The sequence below is a fragment of the Bacillus spongiae genome, assembly GCF_037120725.1.
Lineage (GTDB): Bacteria > Bacillota > Bacilli > Bacillales > Bacillaceae_K > Bacillus_CI > Bacillus_CI spongiae.
On record NZ_JBBAXC010000015.1, the window covers coordinates 25478 to 47372 of the forward strand.

The 21895-nt window shown below is 35.5% G+C and carries 19 protein-coding genes and 1 riboswitch; of the genes, 15 read left to right on the forward strand and 4 right to left on the reverse strand.

Features of this window, described 5'->3' with window-relative positions; all coding sequences use genetic code 11:
- On the forward strand, positions 1–879 hold an 879-nt coding region (locus WAK64_RS16655), incomplete at its 5' end, for a fibronectin type III domain-containing protein (protein ID WP_473700450.1).
- 245 nt (positions 880–1124) lie between these two features.
- On the opposite strand, the gene WAK64_RS16660 is transcribed toward WAK64_RS16655, so the two are convergent.
- Both WAK64_RS16660 and WAK64_RS16665 read right to left on the reverse strand, forming a co-directional pair.
- Entirely contained in the window at positions 1125–1499 is a 375-nt protein-coding gene (locus WAK64_RS16660; RefSeq protein WP_336588127.1) for a DUF1330 domain-containing protein, read from the reverse strand.
- Between the two features lie 231 nt (positions 1500–1730).
- Positions 1731–2201, reverse strand: coding sequence for a helix-turn-helix domain-containing protein (locus WAK64_RS16665; protein ID WP_336588128.1), 471 nt, complete (start codon positions 2199–2201; stop codon positions 1731–1733).
- 718 nt (positions 2202–2919) lie between these two features.
- On the opposite strand from WAK64_RS16665, the gene WAK64_RS16670 reads away from it, so the two are divergent.
- From WAK64_RS16670 to ribH, 6 genes are all read left to right on the forward strand, one after another.
- Complete coding sequence (locus tag WAK64_RS16670; protein WP_336588129.1) at positions 2920–3534, forward strand: TetR/AcrR family transcriptional regulator; 615 nt, start codon at positions 2920–2922, stop codon at positions 3532–3534.
- 72 nt (positions 3535–3606) lie between these two features.
- Entirely contained in the window at positions 3607–5157 is a 1551-nt protein-coding gene (locus WAK64_RS16675; RefSeq protein ID WP_336588130.1) for a gluzincin family metallopeptidase, read from the forward strand.
- A gap of 305 nt (positions 5158–5462) precedes the next feature.
- Positions 5463–5597: riboswitch (FMN riboswitch) on the forward strand.
- Between the two features lie 106 nt (positions 5598–5703).
- Positions 5704–6795, forward strand: coding sequence for a bifunctional diaminohydroxyphosphoribosylaminopyrimidine deaminase/5-amino-6-(5-phosphoribosylamino)uracil reductase RibD (gene ribD / locus WAK64_RS16680; protein ID WP_336588131.1), 1092 nt, complete (start codon positions 5704–5706; stop codon positions 6793–6795).
- A gap of 1 nt (position 6796) precedes the next feature.
- Entirely contained in the window at positions 6797–7462 is a 666-nt protein-coding gene (gene ribE / locus WAK64_RS16685) for a riboflavin synthase (RefSeq protein WP_336588132.1), read from the forward strand.
- Between the two features lie 12 nt (positions 7463–7474).
- Positions 7475–8665, forward strand: a complete 1191-nt coding sequence (locus WAK64_RS16690; RefSeq protein ID WP_336588133.1) for a bifunctional 3,4-dihydroxy-2-butanone-4-phosphate synthase/GTP cyclohydrolase II — start codon at positions 7475–7477, stop codon at positions 8663–8665.
- A 14-nt stretch (positions 8666–8679) separates the two neighbouring features.
- Positions 8680–9144: a 6,7-dimethyl-8-ribityllumazine synthase gene (gene ribH, locus WAK64_RS16695; RefSeq protein WP_336588134.1), complete on the forward strand. Its 465-nt coding sequence runs from the start codon at positions 8680–8682 to the stop codon at positions 9142–9144.
- A gap of 982 nt (positions 9145–10126) precedes the next feature.
- On the opposite strand, the gene WAK64_RS16700 is transcribed toward ribH, so the two are convergent.
- Complete coding sequence (locus tag WAK64_RS16700; protein WP_336588135.1) at positions 10127–10354, reverse strand: hypothetical protein; 228 nt, start codon at positions 10352–10354, stop codon at positions 10127–10129.
- Between the two features lie 259 nt (positions 10355–10613).
- Between WAK64_RS16700 and WAK64_RS16705 the strand changes: the two genes are divergently transcribed.
- From WAK64_RS16705 to WAK64_RS16740, 8 genes are all read left to right on the forward strand, one after another.
- A complete protein-coding gene (locus WAK64_RS16705) occupies positions 10614–11900 on the forward strand; it encodes an NCS2 family permease (protein WP_336588136.1) in 1287 nt (428 codons plus the stop codon).
- Positions 11901–12093: 193 nt separating this feature from the next.
- The gene (locus tag WAK64_RS16710; RefSeq protein ID WP_336588137.1) at positions 12094–13368 is read left to right on the forward strand and encodes an EAL and HDOD domain-containing protein; all 1275 of its coding nucleotides are present in this window, start codon (positions 12094–12096) and stop codon (positions 13366–13368) included.
- A gap of 254 nt (positions 13369–13622) precedes the next feature.
- Entirely contained in the window at positions 13623–14615 is a 993-nt protein-coding gene (gene dapF / locus WAK64_RS16715) for a diaminopimelate epimerase (RefSeq protein ID WP_336588138.1), read from the forward strand.
- 400 nt (positions 14616–15015) lie between these two features.
- Positions 15016–15267 (forward strand): DUF7660 family protein, encoded by a 252-nt coding sequence (locus WAK64_RS16720; RefSeq protein WP_336588139.1) that lies wholly within the window; start codon positions 15016–15018, stop codon positions 15265–15267.
- Positions 15268–15720: 453 nt separating this feature from the next.
- Entirely contained in the window at positions 15721–16044 is a 324-nt protein-coding gene (locus tag WAK64_RS16725; protein WP_336588140.1) for a hypothetical protein, read from the forward strand.
- A gap of 412 nt (positions 16045–16456) precedes the next feature.
- Positions 16457–17704: a MerR family transcriptional regulator gene (locus tag WAK64_RS16730; RefSeq protein ID WP_336588141.1), complete on the forward strand. Its 1248-nt coding sequence runs from the start codon at positions 16457–16459 to the stop codon at positions 17702–17704.
- Between the two features lie 276 nt (positions 17705–17980).
- A complete protein-coding gene (locus WAK64_RS16735; RefSeq protein ID WP_336588142.1) occupies positions 17981–18862 on the forward strand; it encodes a phosphotransferase in 882 nt (293 codons plus the stop codon).
- A gap of 653 nt (positions 18863–19515) precedes the next feature.
- Positions 19516–19950 carry a hypothetical protein gene (locus WAK64_RS16740; RefSeq protein ID WP_336588143.1) on the forward strand — a complete coding sequence of 145 codons (435 nt, stop codon included), beginning with the start codon at positions 19516–19518 and terminating at the stop codon, positions 19948–19950.
- A 71-nt stretch (positions 19951–20021) separates the two neighbouring features.
- On the opposite strand, the gene ligD is transcribed toward WAK64_RS16740, so the two are convergent.
- Positions 20022–21842 (reverse strand): DNA ligase D, encoded by a 1821-nt coding sequence (gene ligD / locus WAK64_RS16745; RefSeq protein ID WP_336588144.1) that lies wholly within the window; start codon positions 21840–21842, stop codon positions 20022–20024.
- Between the last annotated feature and the right edge of the window lie 53 nt (positions 21843–21895).

The following is a 21895-nucleotide window of genomic DNA, read 5'->3' on the forward strand; positions in this document are numbered from 1 at the left end:
GTGACGTATTACTACACGATATTTGCGTCGGTAGAGGGAAAACCACTACAGCCGTCCAATGAAGTATCTGCAACGCCTGAACCTCATCAAGTCGAGGCTGTGGCATCAGCTTCTAAAGTGACATTGGAATGGGATCAAGTGGAAGGGGCTAGATTATACTTAGTTGGAAGATCAACAACCCCCGGAGAATCAACAACGATAATAAGTGGTCAAATAGATCCGAGTACATTAACGTATACAGATACAGATGTAGAAAATGGAGTGACGTATTACTACACGGTATTTGCGTGGGTAGAAGGAAAACCTCTACAGCCGTCCAATGAAGTATCTGCAACACCTGAACCTCATCAAGTCGAGGCTGTGGCATCAGCTTCTAAAGTGACATTGGAATGGGATCAAGTGGAAGGAGCTAGATTATACTTAGTTGGAAGATCAACAACCCCTGGAGAATCAACAACGATAATAAGTGGTCAAATAGATCCGAGTACATTAACGTATACAGATACAGATGTAGAAAATGGAGTGACGTATTACTACACGATATTTGCGTCGGTAGAGGGAAAACCACTACAGCCGTCCAATGAAGTATCTGCAACGCCTGAACCTCATCAAGTCGAGGCTGTGGCATCAGCTTCTAAAGTGACATTGGAATGGGATCAAGTGGAAGGGGCTAAATTATACTTAGTTGGAAGATCAACAACCCCCGGAGAATCAACAACGATAATTAGTGGTCAAATAGATCCGAATACAGTAACGTATACAGATACAGATGTAGAAAATGGAGTGACGTATTACTACACGGTATTTGCGTGGGTAGAAGGAAAACCTCTACAGCCGTCCAATGAAGTATTTGCAACGCCTCAAGTAGATATAGATTAAGTGCTGTACACTCTCCTATACTATTATACGTAACATCAGGTAGCCCAGAAACAAGACTGAACTTGTTTCTGGGTTATTTTTAACTTTGGTTCGGAACTCTAAAAAATCGAGGGGACAGATACAGGCTTAAATTGTCCTCTATTACCGCTTTAACCAAACTATTCACATTAGTTCTAATAATTAAAGCCTAGAAAACAACACACCCCATTTGTTTAGCTTGCCGATATTAATATGCTCTCCTCCATCTAAATCGGAAGTTCTGTCATCGGTAGAAGGCGTGAATCTTCAATTGCTGCATTCCGATGTCCGATACCGGCTAGATAGTCTTGATTATTTGAAAAAGCAAGAAAAGACTGTGCACTATTCTGGCGAATCATCATGACAAGATCCCATCTTTCGTCTTCGGGACCGATAAGAAACTCTCCGCCATCGCCAAGAAACATGACTTCACCCCCGCTTTCACGGAGAAATGGGAGCGTGTGCTCAATATAGCGGTTGAAAGCTTCTGCACCGCTAATTGGGGCCTCTGGTGTTAGTTCAGGATTGGCTGTGTAATCGGCAACATCACGAAATCGCAGGAGGTTCAGCATGATGATACTACCCTCAATACGTCGTTGCATAAATCTCATGCCAGCGAGTTGGGATGGTTCGGTGTAACGGATGATTTTAGTGTTCTTATCACTCATATCTTTTCACTCCTTGACGTAATTTAAGTCGATAATAACAAAAGACATAAAATACGTCAAATGTTATGGCGTATTTTATGTCTTAAAGTTATTCCGAAGTAAGAATAGTTATAAATTAATGCCTGTTAGTCTGGAAAGCAGCCCTTTAATCGATTCTTGGTTCTATTAGTCAGTTCGTTTTTCTCTAATCAGTTGCTCCATTTCTGTTAAGAATAAGTCGATTCCTCGGTCTATTTCTTCATCATCATGATGAAGTATCGAAGCCAATCTTCCGATACGAATTTGTTTCGCTTTTTCCTTATGAAGCTTCTCGATTTGTTCTAGGTAAGATTCTGTCTCCTCAACACCGTCATTTATTCTTTTTTTAATGAGCAGCATTTGGATATCGATCTTATTAATGGGATCGAGATTTTTGGTAAAATTCTTCTCATCCACTAAATACGATTCATCGATTTCAAAATAGTCACTAAGGGATTTTAATCTTTCTTGCGGAATGGGCCTGCGTTTCTTAATCCAATCTGAAATTTGTTGAGGAGTAATATTTAACTCCCGACCAATCGCTGAATAAGACCGTTCATTGACCATTACGAGGTATTCTAATATGGTTTTCGCATTTAAAAGGTTGTTAGTACTCATTTTTTATAGCTCCTTGACATAATTTAAGTCAAGATTAACAAAAGACCTAAACCATGTCAATTTCTGTCTCGGAGTTCTCCTGCAGCAAAAATAGTTATTGAAGTTATCTACGTGACTCCCCTGAAGAGCGAACAACTTGTATTGCTACAACCTTTCCAATTGTAAGGTTTAAATGAGCCTTGACTATAAGCTAGAAAAAAATAAGCAAATGATAGACATAAAAACTAGGAGTAAGTTTTTAAGTAGTGGGCCATTATCTTGAATTATTGAATTCGAGAAAGATATATAGCTTAGCGTTTTTTAAAAAATAAGGTTTAGATGAAAATATCATTATCATTCTACTAAAAATGTATGCTTGTCTTAGATCACCTGTCCTATACCAAATGGAATCTATTAGCATAGTATATTGTAAAAGACTATAGGGGATGAAAAAAGATGGATGTATTTAATAATATGGCCTTAATATTGGTTTTATTTATCTTGTTGGTTATTGTATTAGTATCAGATTTAGAATATAACATGAGAGCTCTACTATTATTAAATTTATAACCAATAAAATAACCACAGACAAAAGTCAGTGGTTGTAATACATAAAGGTTGTTCAAAAAAATTAATTCCTATACATTGAAAATCGACGCTACCGTCTTTATAATAATAAATATAGACGTTAGCGTCGATTTTATTTGTTAGATTTAAATGAAGTTTAGGGGGGATAGGTATGTCTCCAAAAGTAAGTAAGGAGCACCGAGAGCAACGAAGGGCAAACATTATAAGCGCTGCCAAGAAGCTATTTATTGAACAGGGCTATGAAAGAACAACAATGGAACATGTAATGGGAGCGGCAAAAATGAGCAAAGGTGGATTATACCAATACTTTTCAAACAAGGAGAATCTATTCGAAACCATTTTAGAGGAAGATTTGCATCGAGTAGTCCAGGAAACAGAGAAGATACTTGAAGGCAAGGTAGAGTCGTATTGGAATTTGCTCCTATTAAGGATGTTTGGGGAGCAAATGGAACCTACTGATACAATGGACCCACTAGCTCCTAGTAAGCTAGAGTTCTTTCTAACTGGCAGAAGAGATGAACGTCGACGAGCATATGGGAATGAACGTTATACGCTAGGGGTAAAAATCTTTGCCGATATTATTGCTGAAGGACAAAGAAATGGGGAATTTAAAGAACGTTTTCCTAGTGAAATTCTTGCCAGAACCATTGTCTCATTTGTTGATGGGTTAGCGGTAGATGATTCGCACTTACCGAAAGAAAGCTTAAAAATGAAAGAGCAATATGTAATGTTTCTCGAATATTTAAAGGGAGCATTACAAGCATAGAACATAGTCGTTTAGGACAGAGCGATGCGAATGGAGAAACGTATAAAATGAATTTATCTTAAAGGAGTTTCTATGGAAATAAACTTTACTCGTCTCCTTCATATTAGAGAGCGTAACGATTGGAAAAAAGCCTATGACGAAGAGATACTAAAACTTGATCAACTATATCAAGAAGAAGAGAGACTTTATTATGAGATGTATGCTGAGGGAAAAGAAAGCACGAGACTTGATGAAATATTAGAAATAAAGAATATGTTAATGACGAATGAACAATTGAAAGAAAACATATTATCGTGGCAAGAAACAATGAAGGATGACCCCATTTGGTTCAGAAGGTTAGAAGTATTCTTATCCCAAATGATAAAGGATTCACTTGATAGTCATCCAGAATTGGTGAAGATTCAACAATCTTTGCAAAAGCGCCTCTTAGAAAGTACGTTTTTCCTTGATGGAGAGGAGTACAACATAAGTAGGGCTCACTCCACCATGATAGATAGTCCTGACCGTGAACTTCGCCATAAGCTGCTATCAAAGTCTAAAGAAATTGGTGAAAGAAATGAGGAGTTATTTAGAACGTTAATTGTCATGCGTAATAAATTGGCCCGGGACTTAGGGTTTAACCATTATTATGAATTTAGATGTAGCTTAAAGGAAATTGATTATGAGATGTATTTATCAGAAATGAACGAGTTTTTAAAGAATACAAGAAGCTCTTCGTCGTCTTGGAATCATCGCATAAAAGAAAAATTTGGATGGGAAGCTTTACAATATTATGATCTTTATTTTACAGCCTTTAATTTTCATCAAATTCAAAGTGAAGAATTTACAGCAGAACGTATGTATGACGTTCTTAAGGATGTTTTAAATAGTTTAGACATTTCGATAGAGCAAATTCCCGTGACAATACAGAGCCTTGAAATTCCATATGGTGGTTTTTGTACAAATATTAACCCAGAAGAAATCAAAGTAGTTGTCGGAAAACGAGATTCATTTTCAGCATTCGTTACTGGAATACATGAGATGGGGCATGCCATCGACGGTTACTATAGTTCGTATCAATTTCCAGAGCTCTATCGATTTCACTCAAGCATAGCAGCTGAGAGTATTGCTGAATTATTCCAAACCATCTCGTATGATAAAGAGTTTCTAAAAAATAACTTTAAACTTCAAGAGGAAGATTATGCTCAAATAGAAGGTGCAAATCAATTAATGAATTTACTAATGGTGAAAATGAATTATTACCATAGTTTAGTTGAATATAAAATGTATCTGAATCCTGAACAGAATTTCCAAGAGCTAGCGAACAAATGTTATGAAGATGTTTTTGGCTATCAAGGTGACACTTTTCATCCAGCAAGTGAAATGTTTTATATTGAATACCCCATATTTTTTCAAGATTATAATTTTGCGTTAGCGAGTAGGGATATGATTCGACAATATTTCCACATTGAGAGCCTTTATAAAGAAACAGAAGTCTTTGAGAAATTACTTGAAATATTGATTAAACCAAATCAATTATTTTCATGGAAGCAACGTGTCGAGAAAGTGTGTGATAGACAACATACATTTGGTTACTTAGCCAAGTCATTATCGAAAATAGAAAGTGAAACGAGCGATAAATAATAGGTTTATAGAGCGTAATAAATTAGTATTTTTAAATAATCTTTCATTTCAATTAGTAGTAGGGAGTATACATTATCTGGTTAAAAAGAGCAGGATTTAAATCTTGCTCTTTTTATCATGAAATGATACTATTCAGGTATCAGGAATGGTAGGTTTTGGGTCAGGATATAGGTTAAACGTGGGTGATAAACAACTTCAGACTACGTTTAAAGAGAGTCTGTACCCAGCCCTACATACTTAACTTTCTTTAAAGCATACTTTTTTAGAAAAAGAAAAGTACATTTCTGATAACCAATAATCGAATAGAATTCCTTCGGGGCAGGGTGAAATTCCCAACCGGCGGTGATGAGCAAATGCTCTTAGTCCGTGACCCGCCTTTGGCGGTGGATTTGGTGAAACTCCAAAGCCGACAGTGAAAGTCTGGATGGGAGAAGGAATCGCGCATAAAAAATTTATGTTTTTTATGCTTATTTAGTCATGCCAAAGCCCCCGAGTGAACTATCACTCGGGGTTGTTTTTTAGTAATGTTTTGAAAGGAGCTGAAAAATGCACGAATACTATATGAAAACAGCGATATCACTTGCAATGTCAGCAAAAGGGCAGACCTCACCGAATCCAACAGTCGGTGCTATTGTAGTGAAAAACGGAAGAGTAATAGGAACAGGTGTTCATTTACAAGCAGGTCATGCACATGCTGAAGTATTTGCTCTAGAACAAGCAGGCGAGGAAGCTGAAAATGCGGATCTTTACGTGACATTAGAACCGTGTTTTCATACAGGTAGAACTCCTCCGTGTGTCGATTTAATTATTTCAAAAAAGATAAACAGAGTGTTTATTGCGACATTAGATCCCAATCCGCTTGTAGCTGGAAAAAGTGTCACAAAGTTAAAGGAAGCTGGAATTGATGTACGTACGGGTATTTTGGAGAATGAGGCAAGAGAGCTGAATCAAGCCTTTTTTCATTATATTCAAACAGATACCCCTTTTGTAACGTTAAAAGCAGCTGTAACGTTAGACGGAAAGATAGCGACAGCTACTGGTGACAGCAAATGGATCACATCAGAAAAAGCAAGGGAAGATGCACATCAGTATCGTCATTGGCATGACGGCATACTAGTAGGCATCGGAACCATTTTAAACGATAACCCCCATCTTACAACGCGACTGCCCCAATCAGGTAATCACCCTATTCGAATTGTATTAGATACCCATCTACAAATACCACTTTCAAGTAATATTGTACAGGTTGATGGATGCCAGACTATTGTGTTTTGCGGGAAAAATGCATCCGAAACGAAAGAAAAAGACTTATTGCGCCATGACGTGAAGGTTGTCAGGTGTAAAGCAGAAAAGGTTACCATTCCATTTGTATTAAATGAATTAGGAAAACGAAAGATTACTTCAATTTTAGTAGAAGGTGGCGCTGAAATTCATGGAGCCTTCTTTGCTCAAAAAGCCTTCCAACAACTTATTATGTATGTTGCTCCAACCTTGATTGGTGGACAAAATAGCTTAAGTGTATTTGGAGGACAAGGAGTCAAGTCTATTGATGACGGACTAAAAGTAGAATATGAAAAAATTGAGAAATTAGGTAGTGATTTAAAAATAATAGCAAAGCCATTATACGCAGAGGTGTAATATGTTTACAGGTTTAATTGAAGAAATTGGCGTCATTCAAAACATAAGGGCGAAAAGGGAATCTTTAGAAGTAATAGTGAATTGTCGTAAAGTTCTTGAAGATATAAAAATTGGTGATAGCATTGCGGTCAACGGTGTGTGTTTAACGGTGACTAGCTTTACTTCATCTAACTTTATTGCTGATGTTATGCCAGAAACGTACCATGCTACTTCATTAAAGAGTTTAACAAAAGGGACAAATGTGAATCTAGAAAGAGCGATGCGAGCAAATGGACGGTTTGGTGGACATTTTGTCTCAGGTCATGTTGATACAGTGGGGATTGTTGAAACGAAAGAATATAGAGAGAACGCTGTTTATATGAAAATGAGACTAGCAGATAAGAAGTATATGTCATTTATGATGGAAAAGGGGTCCATAGCCATTGATGGGACTTCCTTAACAATCTTTTCTGTTCTAGATGATGAAAATTCATTTTCTATTTCCCTTATACCACAAACTCAGCAAGACACGATTTTAACTAGAAAACAAATTGGCGATGAGGTCAATATTGAATGTGATATGGTCGTTAAATATATGAATCGCTTAATGTCTAGAAGTAGGGGTGTGGAAGAGTCTACTTCATCAATGGACTTATCTTTTTTACAAAAGCACGGCTTTGCTGAATAGGAGGGAATGAACTTGTTTCATAGTATTGAAGCAGCAATCGAGGATTTACAGGAAGGGAAAATGATTATCGTTGTAGATGATGAAGATAGAGAGAACGAAGGGGATTTTGTTGCGCTTGCCGAAAATGTGACCCCCGACATCATTAACTTTATGATCAAAGAGGGACGTGGATTAGTTTGTGTGCCGATTTCAAATGAAAAGGCTAAACAACTAGAGCTTCCCTTAATGACAGAGCAAAATACTGATTCTCATGGAACCGCGTTCACCGTTAGTATCGATCATATTTCTACGCATACTGGAATCAGCGCTTTTGAAAGAGCTGCTACTATTTCTGAAATGATGAATGACCAGGCCAGCAAACAAGAGTTTAAAAAGCCAGGACACATCTTTCCGTTAGTCGCAAAAGATGGCGGCGTTTTACAACGAGCGGGCCATACGGAAGCAGCTGTTGACTTAGCCCGTTTAGCAGGTTGCAAACCGGCAGGTGTAATTTGTGAAATTATTAAAGAAAATGGGCAAATGGCAAGGCTACCAGACTTAATGGTTCTTTCAGAACGTTTTGGATTGAAAATCATCACGATCCAAGACTTAATTGCCTATCGAAGAATGAAAGAAAAGCTTGTGAAAAGAGAGGTTGAGATTCAGCTTCCGACAGAGTATGGCGATTTTCGTGCAATTGGGTTTACAGAAACCATGACTAATAAAGAGCATATTGCACTTGTAAAAGGAGACATATCCGAGGAGGAAACGCTTGTACGTGTCCATTCAGAATGCTTAACTGGAGATGTTTTTGGTTCAAACCGATGCGATTGCGGTCCCCAACTACATGCGGCATTACAACAAATCGAAGCAGAAGGAAAGGGCATATTATTATATATGCGTCAAGAAGGGCGTGGAATCGGTTTAATCAATAAGCTGAAAGCATACAAGCTTCAGGAAGAAGGCTTTGATACGGTAGAAGCCAATCAACAGTTAGGATTTGCAGATGATTTGCGTGACTATGGAATTGGCGCACAAATACTGAAAGATTTAGGTGTAAAAAAAATGAAGTTGTTAACCAATAATCCGCGAAAAATAGCAGGAATTAAAGGGTATGGATTATCAGTAACAGAAAGAATCCCAATTCAAATGAAAACAAAAAAAGAGAATGAACATTATTTAAAAACGAAATATTCGAAGCTTGGTCACTTGTTAAATCTATAAGGGGGAAGAAAAAAATGACATTATATGAAGGTAATTTAGTTGGAACAGGGTTGAAAATTGGTATTGTGGTTGGTAGATTTAATGAATTTATTACGAGCAAGCTCTTAAGTGGTGCAGAAGACGCACTAAAACGTCATGGGGTCTCTGAGGAAGATATTGATATGGCTTGGGTACCAGGTGCATTTGAAATCCCGTTAGTTGCTAAAAAAATGGTAGCTAGTCAAAAATATGATGCTGTGATAACACTTGGAACGGTTATTCGTGGAGCTACACCGCACTTTGATTACGTTAGTAATGAAGTAGCGAAAGGAGTAGCTCAAGCAGGGATGACAGAGGGAAAACCAGTCATCTTTGGTGTCCTAACGACTGACACAATCGAGCAAGCGATTGAAAGAGCAGGTACGAAAGCAGGTAATAAAGGTTGGGAAGCAGCTGTATCCGCAATAGAAATGGCTAACTTGATGAGATCGTTTTCATAAATGTAGGTGGAGCCTTTTCTCGATAGCAATCGGGAAAAGGCTTTAAAATTTCTTTTTATCCCATTCAGTATGATTATAGATATACGAAATGCGATTAGTTTGATTATAGGAAACAATCAATCAATCAATCAATCGTTGTCACGATGAGAGGAGTTTTTCATTTACTTTTTTGAATTTTTTTTAGATAATGAGCTATTGTATCTAAAGTAAGACATAAAATTAGAGATATAATCAAAATAATGGTAATCATTTTATCTGTCTCAAGGCTTATATCAAAAAAAATCGAATACAATAATCCAGTAATTGCAATTAAAGAAACCAAATCTGCTATTATTTTAATAATTATATATTTTTGAGACTGCATTTAATAGATACCTTCCTCTCTAAAATGTCAGTGAAATGTTATTTATTAAATATGATTATATGTTTCATCAGCTATTTCCAACATAGCGTCAATTAGTTAGATTGGTTAGTTGTTTTTAAGAATCTTTCCAAACCTGTTTAAGGTTGCTCTTCTCTTGTTCTAAACATCCTAATTCTACAACATTTGGTGTCATACAAGTATAAAGAGGATAATAGAAATCGATGTAAACCTTACTATATTTATTCTCCAAAAGGGTTCATCACCTTTCCTTGTTTTACTTTCAGCATCACCTTTTCCCAACACTAATTCTATTAATTTAACTATTTATCATCCCTCTTATACTTCCTACTTTTTCAAAGTCACTAATCTTGAAACGACTCTTTCGTTAATTAAGCACCTATATACTATTCTTTAAAAGGTAAAATTCACCTTTTGTATTTTAGATTCTTTTGTCTTGCGATGGGACAATACCTTTTGATACAAAATAGAGGCGAGATTGAACAGTTGATAATAAGAAGGAGAAATAACAAAAAGTACCTTTTTGTTATGACTGTATAGTGGAATAAGAGAAGGGAACGCCATAGCAATATAGCGTTCCCTTCTCTTATTCCACTTAAATTATAGAACAAATAAATATTCCTCTACGAAACGACATACTTCGTCAGTGGTTAATTGGTCGTGATTTTTTAGCTTTGCTTCTGCAATCTCAAGGTATGGACGACAATATTCGGTGTTTTTAACTTCTTTTAGAGATAGATCGCCAGCGACAAGTTTCAGAGCTGCCTCTTTAACAATTGGATCATCGGCTTGGAACAATAAGTAAGCAATGCAACTGATTTTATCCAAATTATTCACCTCTCTAAAACGAATAGATTAATAAACATTTCGAGGGAAAAATGAAAAATCCTTCTAAATTCAAAATTTTCTAACAAATAACGCGCTAATAAAGAATAACGGTGGAGGTCTTTTTTGAAAAATCGTATTTGATGTTTGAAAATAGGATAAATCATTGGCAAATTGAGAGTAGTCTGATAGAATATTCTTTTGTGGCTACTACGTTAAAGTGGCGGGTTGGGAGAGGGATTTGTTCACAAGGACAGATAAAATGAAAAGAGAAAGAGGTATATTTTTACTAAAGCAGCATGAAACAACGGTTAAGCAAGAATTAATTGCTGGTTTAATTGGTTTTATGACCATAGCTTATATCATCGCTGTAAATTCATTGATCTTAACAGAAGCAGGAATTCCTTATGAGGGAGCAGTGTTAGCGACAATATTCGCATCGTTTTTTGGATGTTTAGTGATGGCTCTTTGGGCTAATGCACCAATTCTACTTGTACCTGGTATGGGAATCAATGCGATGTTTACCTACACGTTAGTTGGATCAATGGGCTTATCTTGGCAAGAGGCATTAGCTGTGGTTTTTGTTTCGGGCTTATTGTTCACTATTATAGCCTTTTCGAAATTGTCTAAGTTATTAAGCGAGGCAATCCCTGCTTCATTAAAGGGTGCTATAACGGTTGGTCTTGGTATGTTTTTAATGTTGATTGGACTAGAAAAAGGCGGCATTGTTGTGCGAGGAGACAATGCTATCATTGCATTAGGAAATTTAGGAGAACTGACTGTAATAGCAACAATCATTACTTTACTCGTTACGCTTATTTTATTTTTGAGAAATGTACCAGGAAGCTTTTTATGGAGTATTGCTTTCGGTACAGTTTTAGGTTTCATGTTCCAAATTGAACCTTCTGTACAAAGTAAGACGGTTTCATTGCAGTCTTATACGGAGGTTTTTGGAGCCCTCTCATTTGCTAATATGATGAGCTTTCCGTTTACTATTGCTGTTTTTTCTGTAACGATGGTTCTCGTTTTTGAAAACATCGGACTTGTACATGGTCATGTAGATATGTTAAATCAGCCAAACAAGTATGGAAAAGCCTTTCAAGCAAATGCAATATCAGCACTATCATCAGGGTTACTAGGAACAAGTCCAACGGTTTCCACGGTAGAAAGTTCAGCAGCGATTGCTTCTGGAGGTCGTACAGGATTAACTTCCTTAACAACCGGTGTTTTATTCTTAGTGTCGATACTCTTCATTCCATATATTAAATGGATTCCAAATCATGCCATTGCACCGATTTTAATCTTGATTGGTGGATTAATGATTCAAAATATTCGACAGTTAGAATTAAAGGATTTAACAGAGGCTCTTCCGGCAATTTTCATTATTGCCATGATTCCATTTACTTACAGTATTGCGGATGGAATTGCGATTGGATTTATTCTTTATCCAATTCTTAAAATTGCTAATGGAAGAGGAAAAGAAGTCTCGTTTTCCCTATATATTATCGCAGGTTTATTTTTAATAAACTTCGTTGCCCATTATATTTAACAAAAAGCTCCCTCGGGAGCTTTTTTGTTATGTATAAATTCTGTTGGAATAGGGGTGTGAAAGGAAATGTCGAATGGTTTTGTTATTTGTTGAAAAGTCCCTTTATTTAACGATTATTCGATAGACAAGTGATAGTGAGATTGATATGATCGAAGTAACTGAAAAATGATGGATTTTGAAGGAGTGCCCTGCCATGGAAGTTTATGTCGCACGTCAGCCCATAATGGATCGAGATGAAAAATGTGTAGCTTATGAACTTTTATACCGTAATCGTCATATAGATGTATATCATCACGAAAATGGTGATAAGGCTACTGCAGATGTTTTAGTAAATAGCTTTATAAATATGGGAATTGATACGGTCACAAATGGGAAACCGTGCTTTATTAATTTTACTGAGGAGATGCTACATTTTGATTTTGCCAGTATTTTTTCACCTGACAAAATGTTTATCGAAATTCTTGAAGAGATTACACCCTCCCAAAAATTAATCGATACGGTGATTAAATTGAGAAAGCAGGGTTATCGTGTAGCACTAGATGATTTTGTATTGGATGTACAAAACCCGTTAAGTGTTGAATTATTGAAAAATGCAAATATTGTTAAGGTCGATTTTCACGACACGACCAAAAAGCAAAGACAGTTAATTGAACGCTTGGCAAATGCCTTTAATACGTTACTATTGGCTGAGAAAATAGAAACAAGAGAACAATATCTTGAAGCAAAAAAAGCTGGATACCATTACTATCAAGGCTACTTTTTTAGTAAACCAGTCTTAATAAAGAGTAATGATATACCCGTCAATTTTTATTCTTATATTCAGGTTATCCAACAATTAAGCACGAAGGAACCCGATATTTCAAAAATAGCAAAGTATATTGAGCAGGATTTGTCACTTTCTCACAAACTATTGAAGCTGATAAACTCACCGGCCTTTAAAACAACCAAAACGATTAAATCCATTCAACAAGGAATCGTGTTGATTGGGTTAAATGAACTTCAAAAGTGGATTTCAATTTTAGCCGTAAGGGAGCAATGGGGTGGCAGCAATTATTTATCAGAAGAATTGCTTCGGATGTGCTTAACTAGGGGGAAATTATGTGAAAGCATAGGGAAAAAACTATTAGGAAATGAGGGTTCATCTTCTTGTTTTCTTTTAGGCATGTTTTCATTAATGGATACGGTTTTACAAACCCCGATGAAGAAAATTTTAGAGGATTTACCTTTAGATGAGGAAATTAAGGATGCTTTAAATGGAAAAGACAATCTTCTTCATCATATATTACAGGCGGTTAAGTCATGCGAATCAGGAGAATGGGATTACGTCGAAAGCTTTATTTCTACATATACGGTTTCATCTCAATTTGTGTTTACATCTTTTAAAGAAGCCTGCGTATGGACTGAGAGTGTACTTAAACATGAATTAGTGAATCGAACAAAGTCTAGTCAATCAAGCTATGTTAATTGAGGCGACCGTCATCTGTCGTCAAGAATCGGACAATAGTATGAAGAATTTTCCCTTTTAAATGAGAGTGGTCGTATTCAATTGTATAAAGAGCAAGCACCATACTTGAGTTTAATTTGTCCTAATGTAGTATGCCATATTTTTATACAGAGGATCACCTATTGGAGGAATATACATAAATTGATTATTGCGAAATAGTATAAACTGTGGCAATCTTATAGAAAATCAATTGACTTATAATGGACGGGGGAGACAAGATGGATATTCAATTAATTAAATGTCATGGGTCGGGGAATGATTTTATCTTAATTGATGAAATGGAACATGATCACCAAATGACAGATCAAGATAGAGAAAATTTAGCCATCGCACTGTGCGACAGGAAAAGTAGCATTGGCGCGGATGGGATACTCTTTGTATTAGAAAGTCAGCAGGCAGCAGCTAGAATGCGAGTCTTTAATGCTGATGGTTCTGAAGCATCGATGTGTGGAAATGGCTTACGATGTGTCGCAAGATACATTTGTGAAAAATTAAGTTTATCAGAAGTACTAATCGAAACGATGAAGGCAAATTTATTGGTTTCCCAAGAAAAAGAAATTTACGAGGGAATACCTACTTACAAAGTAGAAATATCGCCGGTTTCCTTTCATCTTTCCGATTTGCCTCTGAATATAGAACGCGCAGAGAAATTAATAAATGAAACGGTTCCTGAACTTTCCGACACGATTCGTTTTACTGCCGTCGCTGTCCCTAATCCTCATTTAATCGCTATGGTGGATACGGACCAAATTATTTCGAATGAACAAAAGGTTATTTCTGAAAAAGTAAATATGCCAAATAATTTATTCCCGGATGGAGTAAACGTTAGTTTTGTTCATCCGCTTGGCGATAAGGCTATTTATGTAAGAACTTTTGAAAGAGGAGTAGGCTTTACGAATGCTTGTGGGACAGCCATGAGTGCCTCAACATTAATTTATAGAATGATTACCAAGCAATCTTTTGAGACATCAATTGATGTTTTTAATAATGGTGGTATGGTAAGATGTGTACCTCATGAAGTAAGAAAAGGCCAGTTCAAAATCGATTTGATTGGCAATGCAACGTATGTATTCAAAGCATCAATATCAGTCGACTTAAAAACACCGGATAAATTCTCTGTCCTTTCAAAAGAAGAGACTGATGAACAAGTCTCGTATCGGAACCTAGAAAAGTATGCCCAAAAAGTGGTTGACGAACATATCTTTCATTAAAAAAAGCGACTGCGTGTAAATGCGTGGTCGCCTTTATTATAATAAGAAGCTTTCTTTTACTGTATCAAAAAACTGGTAAATGATCTAATAGAAGAATCGAATATGAGAAAACTAATTTGTTAATGGAAATTCCTTTTATAAAGAAAATTATGATTTTTTCGATTCAAGTCTTCGGCAAGTGAGGTTAATCTGAAATTCAGATTAGCGTCATTTTTATTTTAAGGCCCTATAATTGGGCGATATGCTAAAATTAGGTTTAGACTATGAAGAAAACACTTAAATGAATGAGTAAAAGAGTTGAGAATCGTTTCAAGAACATCAATTCTGAAGGTATATGTTAATTATATATGATCATGGTATATTTCATAAATAACAATGCTAATTAAGTAAGGTGATAATAATGCTACACAATAAGGTAGAAGAGGTTAAGAGTAGGGAAGATTTAATTAAATTTCTTCTTCACTTGAGAAAGGATTTACAAACAAAGGGTAATGCTTGGGAGAACATTACCCTTAAAGATTATTTAGAGGCTATGGAAGCGTGGGTGGAAGATATGGACGGATACTATTTAAATACAAATCAGCCAATCCCTAAACAACCATCTTGGAAGACAATCGCTGACATCCTTTATGCTGCAACTATGTATGAATGATCTTTGACCAAAGGGCTAATGGATGCAAGAGTTGAAATCAAAAAAATGACTAGATTTACTGATATTCAAGAGTTTGGCAGAATGAGTGAAAAAGGGTTGCGCTCAATATCTTTAGAATTGTGCCATTAATTAAGATGATAAACCTGATGGGGGATTGTTGGTGGAGAGGAAGTTATAAAGTGGGCAGATAAGATCATCGAACTAATGGAAAACCCTCCTTATGAAATTATTGAAGTGTCATTATCTTCAAAAAAATCAGAAGATATTGTTTTCATATTAATGGATGTGAGGGGGGATGTTGTAAATTAAAATGGAAGAAATGAATACAAATGAAGGCGTGTCAGCTGCTTGGTGCTCTTTTGAAAATCCGTACGGAAACAGGATTGGTTTATATCAAAAACTTTAATTTGATGTCTATCTAGCCCATTTATTTGTAATTTTAGGGGGATGAATATGTTTGTAAAGATATATCAATACCACATTCAAAAAGAAAAAGAAGAAGAGTATTTAAGTATTCAAGAAAAAGCTGGAGAAATTTATGCAAAGCATATAGATCTTCATACTCTTTATTTTAAGAGCAAAGAAAATGACACAAAATGGTTAGAGATTAATTGTTATAAAGATCAAGATACTTATAATAAAAGTATTGAACTTATAAATAAACAGATAGAAATTCAAAAGTTATTCAAGTCTTTTCAATCTGTTCTAGTTTCTGAAAAAAGTGAGATTCTTGAAGAAGATTTTATAAAAATAAAAGAAAAATGTACGTTTAAATAATTTGGTTCTTCATTGATAAGGCACTTTTCATTTTGTAGAAGAATATGAAGGGTGGAAGGCCGAAACTGTTGAACGAATAGACAGGATGTTTCAATTAAATCAGTATTCTTCAATAAAGTTGTCTCGAATTAAAAGGCTATCGGACGCTAATCTAATTTAGATTAGTGGTACTTTTTATTTTAGGGCCATTATCTTGAAGATTTGAATTCGAGATAATGCGAAATTCAATGTATTTAAATACAACAAATAGTAGTGGTAGTTTCATAGTGTAGGACCTATAACCATGGTAGATTATCCATAAATAAAGAATATAGATTTTTTTAATCATGTATATATGTGAAGGGAAATTTAAAATTGTACGTTATATAATAGACATAATGTGATTTCAAAAACAAGTTGAAGGTGACTGACTATGAAAATAGGACAATTTTCGAAACAAAATAAAATAAGCATAAATACAACTAGACACTACATAGACCTTGGCTTACTAACACCTGAGAAAGCATCGGGACAATATCAATTTGATGAGCAATGCCATAACGATGTGAAAGATATTATTTTTCTAAAGAATCTCGGTTTTACATTAAGTGAAATAAAAACAATCTTTCAATATAAAAGGCTAGGTAAATTATCCGCACTTGAAAATAATGAATTTTACAAAGAGATTTTTTTAGAAAAGCTACATACGATTGAGCATAAAATAGCCCAATACGAAGAAGTGAGAGAAAATTTACAGAATGAACTTACCCATTTAACTGCATCGAATAAACCTAAATACAAAAAAATAGGTCTTAGCCTATCAGTGCTCTCACTTTTAGAATGCAAAAAATGCGGCGTTACTTTAAGCATCAAAAATGGAGATATCGTTAACAATCAAATTTTACATGGTGTTCTTCAATGTAGCTGCGAGCATCAACACTTTATTAAAGACGGAATTCTTTTTACTCCACAAACCATTCAACATGCTCACCACGTTAAAAGTCCAAACCATATGTTAAAGGAATTCAACTATTTTATATCAGATTACATTAAGGAAACAGATGAAAAATATTTAGATTATATCTATCAAGCTGTTGACTGGGTCTATAGAAGAGTTGATTTTGAGCAATTAAGTCATAAAACATTGCTCCATCTTGGTACAGGAATTGGTTTCTCGTTAAGGCGTCTATACAACTCTCTGCCTAAAGATTGCCTCTACATTGCGGTGGATCATAATTACAAGCGACATTACGTTTTAAAGAACATCTTAGAAACCTATGAAGAACAGAAAAATATTTTATTTATTTGTTCTGACTTTCTACATATTCCATTAAAAAATCAAGCCGTTGATTTTTTAATGGATACAGGTAGTTCAGAGCATAGCTTTCAACATGAAAGCTTTTTATTAGAGAAAGTACAGCATTATTTAAAAAAAGAGAATAATTTAATTGGAGCATATTTAACGTACGAAAACTATCACATAAAAAATGTTATCAACCCCGCCTACAGACAAAACCTTCAACTTAACAACATTAAAGAAAAAATAAGGGCTTTAGGTTATGACCTTGTCGACGATATGAACTCTATTCCAGTAGATCAGTCCCCTGGAAAGTATGAGTTACCATTACAAGAAGGGGAGAAAATACATACATATCTTTATTATGGAAAAAGGTTGGGTTAACCCGACCTTTTTTTCATTTCACAGTAAAAAAAACGTAAATACCCCCTTGATGTTGCCTTTTCCCGATGAATTAAACTTACTATAAAGGAGGGGAACATATGAAAAAACTCAAGATTGGTCTAATAAATATTTCCTTCACCTTATTCTGTCTGAAGGTCGATGGAACCCTTTTCTAAAAGCTATCGAAGTTAAGTTAAGCCAAGAGGATAAAACATGAAATTGAAAGGTTGACAATATGAAGAGCTGGGAGCTGGCCAAGAAGAGGAGTGGATAGTCATGAAGGTTGAACTTGGAAGAATGATAGGTGAAGGGGGCTGTGCTAAAACGTTTGAATGGAAAGGTAGTCATAAGCTTATAAAACTTGCGAAGGAAAATACGAATGAAGAAGCCATGAAACGGGAGTACGATAATAGTGTTTTTGCTTTTGAAATGGGACTTTCTGTACCCCAACCGTTTGAGCTATTATCTGTGAATGATCGAGCTGGAATTGTTTTTGAACGTGTTCACGGGACTTCTCTATTGGAACGATACATGTCCCAGTTAACGGAACAAGCCTATAGCGAGACTGGCATAAATCCTGAGGACATTCGGATAATTGCCCGCATATTAAGTGAAATACATGTTCAAATCGATATCGGCTCTCCTTTAATTCCGTCACCACAAAAAGAGTATTTGACCCTTTTAATAAAAAGTAGTGATCGACTAACTCTTGCTGAGAAAGAGTCCGTCATTTTTATATTGAATAGCTTGCCTACAAAGCAGTTACTTTGTCATGGCGATCCGAACCCTGGGAATGTTTTAATTAGAAACGATGGTAGTCCAGTTATGATCGATTGGATGGATGCCGCGATAGGAAATCCTGAAGTAGATATTGCTGAATTTATATTAATGATAAGATATGCAATCTTACCAGATCATTTGCCCAATCATACACGTCAATTTTTTGATTCAAAAAGGGAGATAATTATTCATATCTTTATGGATGAATATACAAGACTTACAGGGCTGACTTACCATGATGCGGAACCATGGCTACTTCCTGTCGCAGCCCGAAAACTCTCAGTTGACGCCATTCCAGGTGAAGAAAAAAGTTTGTTAATCCAGGAGATTAGAAGACGGTTGCCTATTCAGAAAAATAGTGTTGTTGAAGGGGTTTGACTTAATGGAATATATTATGGATGAAAGAGAAAAAAATGGAAGTTGTCTATTTTTGCTGGTTGCTGCGTACGTCATATTCGTACATCAATAAAATAAACTATTATGACAACTTTGAAATGATAACGATTGTGGGCGGTTAGCTGGGGTACTTTAAAAATAGGTGAAACATTAGAACAGGTGGCAAAAAAATTCGATCCTTTAAGAAAATGGCGCGATGATCTATATTCGCGCTTTTATAATGTTTGAAAAAGTTGTTGTAAGATTTAATAGTTTAGAAAAAATTGGTATTAAACTATAGGGCAGTTAAGCAAAACAAGGGAATATATAAATTAAGTGAGGTGTTTTGGTGCATCAAAGCCAGTTACTTTGCTGTACGTACCTTCAAGCGTTTTATTACTCAGCACATCGTATCCCGTAAGAAGGATGACTGGATCTCTATTCAATTGTGTAATAGTCACGTTTAACGTGATGGTTTTGTTCACATTGTCGAATGTCGTAGCATTTTCCAGTTCGATGAGATTCACCTCAGGTTCAGGAGGCACTAAGTTAACGAAGTTACGGTTAATGAAAGGAAATGTAATCCCAATTGTCGAACCATATCATAAACTGAAATTACAAAATTTTCGATATAAATAATTGAAAAGGGGAGTATTATGAAGAAGCCATTGTTTTTATTGCTTTTGAGTGTTGGTTTATTGTACGGTTGCCAACCCAACGACACACTATCGTTTTCTGAGAAAACGGAAGATGAATTGGCTAAAGAGGTACAAAGCTTTTTTAACAGCGTTAGTAAAGAGAACGGTGTACATTTATACAATGATGAACAGAGTAATTCCCTTCTAGTTTATTTAAACGGTTATAATATTGACCAGGGAGATTCAGCTTATAGTTTTAACAATTTTAACGTAGAAGCATATGGTAACAACCTTCATCTTTCTTATGAAACGGATACAACCACTGATTATTCTTCAGAAATTGAAAACCAACTGTTTTACGAAGTAAGTTTAGATAAAGAATACGACAAGATTAAACTATTTAATAATGAAGATGAAGTAGCTTTTAAAACAATCTCAGGAAACCTTGAGTAAACTCACTTCTCAAAAAAAGAAAAAAGATTCCTGAAATAAGGAATCTATAAAAAACAACATTTAACATAGCGTCATAATTTAGTATTATTTTGTTTCTTTAAAAATTGAATAACTTTGTAAAATGACTGGTCATTCCGCTTTTGCTCATAGTCACTAAAAGGACATCCGAGTGATTCGAGTCTAGAGAGCACGGAATCATAGGTGAAGGTCTTTGGCGTGAGTTGCTCTTTTAACTCTTCCCAAAAAATAGGTGTGGAAACGAGTGCCTCTTTATTTCCACGCATAGAATAAGGGGCAATGATTGTTTTTCCCTCTCCGTGTTGAACATAATCCACATACAATCGCCTGCCCCGTTTTGCTTTGAATCTTTCCGTTGTAAAGGAACGAGGATCTTGTTCAATTAAATACTGAGCTACAAAAGCATTAAATTGGTTTGTTTCCTTCCAGGTGAACTTAGGAGCTAGTGGTATAAATATTTGTAAGCCTTTGTTTCCTGACGTTTTTACATAAGCGTGTAAATGGAGCGAGTCAAGCACACGTTTGATGATAGTAGCGGCTTTTATCGCTAATGGAAAATCAGCTTGAGAGGGAGGATCTAAATCAAATACGATTTCGGATACAATGTGGCTGTTCATCGTCGAAAATGGAATGTGAAATTCAATTGCTAATTGATTGCCTAACCATAAAAGCGTACGAAGGTCGTTGCAAATAATAAAGGAAGTAGAATGAATATCAATCGTTTTAATAAATGAAGGAGCATAGGAAGGGCAATTTTTTTGAAAAAAAGCTTCTCCATCGATTCCTTCGGGGTATCGAACAACGGTTAGTGCACGATTTTTCAAAAACGGTATCATATGTTGATTAATTTTACGTAAATAGCGCAAATATTCCCCTTTATATAGTAATGGCTCTTTCCAAAGAACCTTTTCTTTATGTGTGATTTTTGTCGTGTTGGGGAAGCTTGCTTCATCTATATAAAATTGAAGTAGAGTACAATTATGATGGTTTTCTTGAAGCAAAAATCGAGAAAACCTTGGTTCCCGTAACTCTTTTTTATACCATTGCAAATAGAATACCTCTATACAAATCGAAGGAGGAAGTGAAAAATAATCATTAGAAATTTCTTTCCCATTTGTTCTAATAATTTCATTTAAAATATGCTTATTAGAAGAAGACAGACCTGCTGAAAAGGATCCAATTTTTCTAATTTTATTTTGTTCCCACACACTGACTTCATAAAAACCATTTTTTCGATTCCAACCTGTAATAAAACAAATAGCCGTTTTTCGATTCTTTAACTTTTGCCAATCGATTGACCGCTTCCCTTCTATCCATGAACTCCCTTTCTTTTTAGCAACGATTCCTTCCCCTTCATATCGTTGTACGTTTTTCCAAATAGATTGAAAAGAATCGGAAGATTTAGCTAATCTTAAGGTAGAGTGAGGTGGGAATCTAAAAGAATAAAACCATTGTTTAAGCTGTTCTTTTCTTTCATTATAAGTAGTCGATGTTACGTTCATCTCATTAAGACGAAGCAGATCAAACACGACATATTCACATGGACGTCTATGTGCAGCTTGGAGAATGTTGTTTCTTGATGTCATGCGCCCTCGTTGTTGTACATACGAAAAAGAACTTTTGTAATCATTCTCTAAGGCGACGATTTCTCCATCTAAAATAACCGATTCCTCGGTTAGGTATTTTTCGAAAAAGGATTTAATTTCTGGGAAAAGTGCCAATAAGTCTTTTCCATTCCGACTTAACAAACATTTTTGATCACTTAACCAAATCATGATTCCCCTAAAGCCATCATACTTCACCTCATAATGCCATTGCCCTTTTGTTGGTGGATGTTCAACAAGAGTAGGTAACATTGGTTTCGTTGCAATCACCTTCTTTTTTTTAGTATGCCACTTTTACCATTGTTTATATAGAATGAAAAGGG

Bases quoted from the DNA above. Each gene is read 5' to 3' on its own strand.
- WAK64_RS16660 (WP_336588127.1), bottom strand. From the start codon at position 1,499: ATGCAACGACGTATTGAGGGTAGTATCATCATGCTGAACCTCCTGCGA.
- WAK64_RS16665 (WP_336588128.1), bottom strand. From the start codon at position 2,201: ATGAGTACTAACAACCTTTTAAATGCGAAAACCATATTAGAATACCTC.
- WAK64_RS16670 (WP_336588129.1), top strand. From the start codon at position 2,920: ATGTCTCCAAAAGTAAGTAAGGAGCACCGAGAGCAACGAAGGGCAAAC.
- WAK64_RS16675 (WP_336588130.1), top strand. From the start codon at position 3,607: ATGGAAATAAACTTTACTCGTCTCCTTCATATTAGAGAGCGTAACGAT.
- ribD (WP_336588131.1), top strand. From the start codon at position 5,704: ATGCACGAATACTATATGAAAACAGCGATATCACTTGCAATGTCAGCA.
- ribE (WP_336588132.1), top strand. From the start codon at position 6,797: ATGTTTACAGGTTTAATTGAAGAAATTGGCGTCATTCAAAACATAAGG.
- ribH (WP_336588134.1), top strand. From the start codon at position 8,680: ATGACATTATATGAAGGTAATTTAGTTGGAACAGGGTTGAAAATTGGT.
- WAK64_RS16705 (WP_336588136.1), top strand. From the start codon at position 10,614: ATGAAAAGAGAAAGAGGTATATTTTTACTAAAGCAGCATGAAACAACG.
- WAK64_RS16710 (WP_336588137.1), top strand. From the start codon at position 12,094: ATGGAAGTTTATGTCGCACGTCAGCCCATAATGGATCGAGATGAAAAA.
- dapF (WP_336588138.1), top strand. From the start codon at position 13,623: ATGGATATTCAATTAATTAAATGTCATGGGTCGGGGAATGATTTTATC.
- WAK64_RS16720 (WP_336588139.1), top strand. From the start codon at position 15,016: ATGCTACACAATAAGGTAGAAGAGGTTAAGAGTAGGGAAGATTTAATT.
- WAK64_RS16725 (WP_336588140.1), top strand. From the start codon at position 15,721: ATGTTTGTAAAGATATATCAATACCACATTCAAAAAGAAAAAGAAGAA.
- WAK64_RS16730 (WP_336588141.1), top strand. From the start codon at position 16,457: ATGAAAATAGGACAATTTTCGAAACAAAATAAAATAAGCATAAATACA.
- WAK64_RS16735 (WP_336588142.1), top strand. From the start codon at position 17,981: ATGAAGGTTGAACTTGGAAGAATGATAGGTGAAGGGGGCTGTGCTAAA.
- WAK64_RS16740 (WP_336588143.1), top strand. From the start codon at position 19,516: ATGAAGAAGCCATTGTTTTTATTGCTTTTGAGTGTTGGTTTATTGTAC.